The sequence below is a fragment of the uncultured Campylobacter sp. genome, assembly GCF_937997465.1.
GTDB lineage: Bacteria > Campylobacterota > Campylobacteria > Campylobacterales > Campylobacteraceae > Campylobacter_A.
Genome location: NZ_CALKTQ010000064.1, coordinates 1 through 5,774 on the forward strand (window position 1 = coordinate 1; position 5,774 = coordinate 5,774).

1 protein-coding gene is annotated in these 5,774 nt (G+C 41.3%); it reads left to right on the forward strand.

The window, feature by feature from the left end; all coding sequences use genetic code 11:
- Nucleotides 1-196: 196 nt before the first annotated feature.
- Nucleotides 197-5,620 (forward strand): DUF4214 domain-containing protein, encoded by a 5,424-nt coding sequence (locus Q0546_RS01890; RefSeq protein WP_298790013.1) that lies wholly within the window; start codon nucleotides 197-199, stop codon nucleotides 5,618-5,620.
- The last annotated feature ends 154 nt before the right edge of the window (nucleotides 5,621-5,774 follow it).

Consider the following 5,774-nt stretch of genomic DNA (forward strand, 5'->3'; position numbering starts at 1 on the left):
AAGAAAATGCAGATAAATTATATAATATAAGCTAAATATCTTATGAATATAATCTATAAATTATAATTATTCAGCAATCATCAGTTAATCAAATAAAAAATCATTTCCCTCCTTTTTTAGAAAATTATGGTATAATTGGCGATAGTATTCTGTAAAATAGAACACTAAACATCAAGTAACTTTAAAGGAGTCCTTAATGGCAGTAACACAAGCAGAGGTTGCGCAGCTTTATGTGGCGTTATTTAACAGAGCCCCAGAAGGCGCTGGATTCAAGGCATGGATTAATTTCGGCCACAACAAAACACAGGCCGAGATAGCCCAATTAATGTTAGAATCCCCGGCAGCTATAGAGTACTATGGCGGCAGAATAGACCAAGACAAAGACTATATAGAGCTTATCTATAAAAACATTCTTGGTAAAGATTACACAAAAGATCCTGATGGTATTAACGCATGGGTTAAGCACCTTCAGCTAGGTCATTCAAGAGGCGAAACTCTTGTAAAATTATTTGAGGTAGCTCAGTCTGCAGAAGCAAAAGCGGCAGATCCGGTTGCAGCTAAAATTTTCGAAAACAAAACGGCTATTTCAGCTTATATGGCTGAAAAAATCGCTAACATAGAAACAAGTGTTTCTGGAAGTTATGATTATAAACCGTTTCAGGAAATTATAAAAACTACGACTGATACCAATTTTGAAGAGCAAAAAGCAAAAATAGATGCCCTTGCTGCTTCTACGGTTCATACTCTTACCACTGAACCAAATGATCTTACCGGTGGAGTTGGACAAGATATTTTTAACGCGGTTGCAGATTCGTTTGTTGCTACAAACACTCTCAAACCTACCGATAAAATCGATGGCGGAACGGGTGAAAATACTTTAAATGTTACCGTAAAAGATAATTTTAATGGTATGACTACCGGTTTTATCAAAAATATCGATAACTTAAATTTGACAAGCACTGCTACAACTAAAAAAACCTTTAATGCACGAGATATTGAGGGTCTTAAGAAGGTAAGCTTAGATAGTGAAAATGGTATAAATTTCATAAATCCTCACAATTTAGTCGATTTAACCATTGAGAATCTAAAAAGCAGTACGGAGTCGTTTAAATTAAATTATAACACCGGAACTATCGCTGGCACAAATGATACGCAAAATTTAACATTAGATAATGTAAATTTGCATAAAAATGCTATAGATAACGTGGTCGGCGTTGCAGGTACAGGTATAGATATCCCGAATATCGAAAATTTAAACATAACTACAAAAGGCGAGAAAAGTACTGTATTTATAAAATCAGGCGATAATACAAACCACTATAAAACAATATCTGTTAAAGGTACTACCGATGTTAAGCTTATGGTGGAAAGCGATCGCTTAGAAAAGGTCGATGCTTCTGCCTTTACTCACAATTTAGAGTATGAGTTTAACCCTAGTCAACACACTCCTATCGGTGCTACAAATGTTATAAAAGGCGGCAGCGGTAACGACACTATAAAGCTTGACTTTAAAGATGTAGACGCAACAAATAAAACAAATTTCGATATAGACGGCGGTGCTGGTAAAGATACGTTAAATATCGAAAGATTAAAAGCAAAAGAGAACAAATTTACCGTAAACAACATAGAAAAGGTAAATATACAAAAAGTAGACACCGGTACGGCAAATGATACTGCAAGCATAGATTTTGCTGGCTCAGACGTAACAGCTCTTAACACTACAAAAACAAAGAGCAACCTAGTAGTTACAAACTCTACTATAAAAAGCGTTACGGTAGACAAGCCTGATCCAGAAAATACCGATGTAGCATCTGGCCCTTACGGTAGAGTCGAGTTTAAAAACGGCTATTTGCAAGAGATCAATATAACAAACACAATCGATCCTCAAGACGTTAACGGCAATGCTATCATAAATGCTGTTACTCCTGGACTACGCAGTCAGGTTACCGCTTATGTAGCTGCTGACGAGAGCGAAAGAGTAACCGTAAACGTAGATAAAAACGTATATGCTCAAAAGATCGGCGGAGCCGGCGCTACCGCTGCTTGGGTAGACTCAAACAAAATGCACGCAAACGAAGGTATAGGCATCATAGCTCCAAAAGCTAAAGACATAACCGTAAATTTTAACTCTATCGGTACATATGGCAATAGCGTAGCTAACATTACGGGTATGAGCCTTACAAACATAGCGGTTCACGACCTATCTTCTACTATTCCGTTGCCTCCAAAAACCCTTGAGAAACTAACCGTAAATTCAAAGTCAAGCATTCTAAGTAACCTAGATGCTACTTTCTTTGAGAAGCTAAAGGCTTTCAACATTAATACCGATGACAACTTTGACGCTTACGGCACTAGAGAGTTTAACGATATCGAGCAGATCAACGCTAGAGGTCTTGCTTCAAATAATATCAAGACCGGTAATGTTTATTTTGTAGATAACGTGATCGGTAAAGGTAGTGGCGCGGGTGCAGGCACAGCTGACGCTACTCAGTCTATAGCTATCACTGCCGAGCACCTAAATTCATTTAAGGCGAGCAAAGGTGTATTTACAAAAGGTTCTATTTCTGTAACCTTGAATGACATCGGCGGTAATGTCGAGATGGTAAACGCCATAAACAACATAACTACTGCCGCAAACAACCCGACTACCGGCTCTACGATGAAGGGCTATTTTGATTCTACCCCTACGACTTGGAACTTCCAGTACGCAACAGCCGATAACTCTATCGTTACTGAGGGTACGTTTAGCGTGAATGGTAACAACATCAATAATCTTTTGATAGGTAATATAGCTGCGAGAGATATAGAGATCAATCCGGGTAATGCAAGAGGCAATGTTAGTATCGCAAGCGGCGGTGGACAGTATACTAGCTCATCTTCGTATACGAATTCGGTGGGTAAAGTCGGTAACGACAAAACCATAAACAACACGATAGATATGTCTCAAATGGCAGGCTCATATAACATAGGCGAGCTGTTTGGACAAAATGTTAATTTCAAAGGAGCTGTATTTACTAGGCCTACGTATTATAGCCCTGAAATAGACACCGGACTAGCTAGCGATAGATGGAATACCGGTCAAGGCTCGACTCCAAATGCAATTAAAGTAAATTTCGGCGGAGCTAGAACCGGAACAAATCCTGGAGATAAGCAAGATGTCGTAAACCTTAACGTAAGCGGCGTCCAGACCGGTGAGAAAACCGATGTTTATGTCAAATTTGATGACGGTACGGCTTCTCCTAACGACCTTAAAAAATTTGTCGCTAAGGGCGAAAACATAAACCTTATAGTAAATCCTAAGTTTAACACTGCGACTACTTCAAAACTAGAGACTATCGATCTAAGCGAAGTAAAAGCGGGATCTACTTCATGGGTAAACCTATCTACCGTTCCTTATAGCACGGATACGACGAGCCATAGCGGATCTACTAATTCAGGTTATAGTAGCTGGCACAACAGTACCGCAAATCAAGGTTTCGGCAATGCAGGCAATTCAAACCTAAAAAATCCTCTTTCAGATAACTATGGTACTGCGCATGCGAATGACTTTAAGGCTACTTCAACATTACCTGATTTTGGTAATAGAGCCGGCCTTGCTACTGACGATGTGCCTACTTTCAACGGTACCAAGTGGAGCCATAAAAATGTCGACGGAACAACTACAAACTTAACAAGACCGTCTACTGAACTAGTAAGAGAAAAGAGTGACCTAGGTGCAAATGCTCACGAGAAACTTAAAGAGATCAAGGGAACTCAAGGTAACGACGTAGTATTGCTAGCTAACGATATGGCTGCAAATAACGGCACCGGCAAGCTAAACGTAGATCTAGGCGACGGAGACGATATCATCCACGTAGGTACTTTGGCTACAAATACCGAGATCATCATCGACGGTGGCAAAGGACGCGATCTATTTGACGTAAGTAGAGCTAAAACCGATGCTAGCGTAAGTAAAATCGTAACTATCAAAAATATTGAGGCTGGCGATAGAATCAAACTTGCCGACTGGTTTGCGCACGGCTACGATCCTAAAGACCCTACTGGCGATAGCAAAGATGCGGTTTATACAAATTCGCAGTTCCATAGTAGAAATGCCACGGATATCAAGGTAAAATTCTATGACTATAACCACCCTGGAACTACAGGCGACAATAATCCTGCTACAAACGGTAGATATTTCCATACTGAGGTTGCTAATAACAAACTAGCTACAGATGTGCATAATGTAACTCCTGTACACAACAAACCTGTAGATATCACCGGTAGTACCGTAAACGGACAACGCGATACGTCTACAGATCCTGAAAGCAGTAAAGTAACCGGTTATGACTACTCTACAAACACTAAACCTACTATACTCCCTGGCGTAGAAAAGGGCGTAGTAGCTCAATCCGGTACAGACGGTCATGCCGGCGGTGATAGATATGAGTATACTGCTAAATACGGCGACCTCGCATGGCAGACAGGTACCGCTACAAATAACAAAACTATCGTAGCAGGCGCTAACCAAAATATCTCCGTGGGCGGAAAAAATGCGGACGGTCAGTATGTTAATGAAACATTCCTAAACGGCGCTACAAAACCGTTTGTAGAGACTGGTTCTGCTCCTATTACGGCTGCCTTGTCTACTACTAAGAGTACTGGCGTAACGGTTCCTACTACCGGCTGGATATCCGGCACCCCTCCTACGCCTGCCCCTGATCCACTTGAATATCCAGGCGCTACATCTTGGACTACTTGGACGGTTACTTCGGTAAACGGCTCAACTACGAACTACTATGCAGCAAATACCGTCCATGCAGCAGCTCCTGCGCAAGGTACAGGCAACTGGCGTTTAAATACTGACGGTAAATTCTATGAGACTGGAACAGCGCAAAACCAACATACTATCGTGAACGGCGTGCTATATTCTAACGAATACACCGATGCTCACGGTGTTCACGGTACTGCCGGCGCGGTTCTTGGCGGTACGCCTATCTCGGCCCACGGCAACGTAATCATACAAGGCTCAGGCGTAGCGGGACAAATAGGACCTGCCGCAACGGCGCCTACTGCTACAAACCTAAGAAAAGCCGTCGTCATAGAGACGTCCAATACAAGCGATAAGTATATAAGCAATATCAGCAGTAGCGATAAGTCTATATACGATGCGCACAATATCGTAAAACTAACCGTAAACTCTAAACTTACCGATTTGAGTACGGTTGCCGGCCTAGATACTCTAGTCCAAGCGGTAAATCACGCCATAGCTCACAATAGACTATGGAATGATACTACTCAAGTTAGAGACGACGGTCTTAGATTTAGCGCGACTTACTATAGCGATGCAGACGGCGCTACTACGTGGGGTCAAACTGTAAGCGGCTATGTAAGACACATCAACTGGGGTGGCGGCGATAATGGATATTACGACGCTCACAACGATAGACTATATGCGTTCTCTTGGAAGGGCGATACATACCTAGTTTATGATAAAAAAGCTGTAGCTGCAGGCACTACCAATTCGATAGGTACTGAAGACACTATCGTAAGACTTGCCGGTGTAAACCTAGAAAACCTAAAATACACCGTTGATCCTGAAAAAGGTACTATCACTATCGATAGTCTCGATCAGGCTTAATCTTCTCTCAGGCGGCTTATGCCGCCTGATTTTTTATCTGACTTTATCTTCGTATTATTTTTAGTAGTTTTTTATTTTATAGCCCTTAATCCGCCCAAACCCAACCACACCAAATTTGATTTTATTTTCATTCCATCCTTAGTCCGGTAAGACC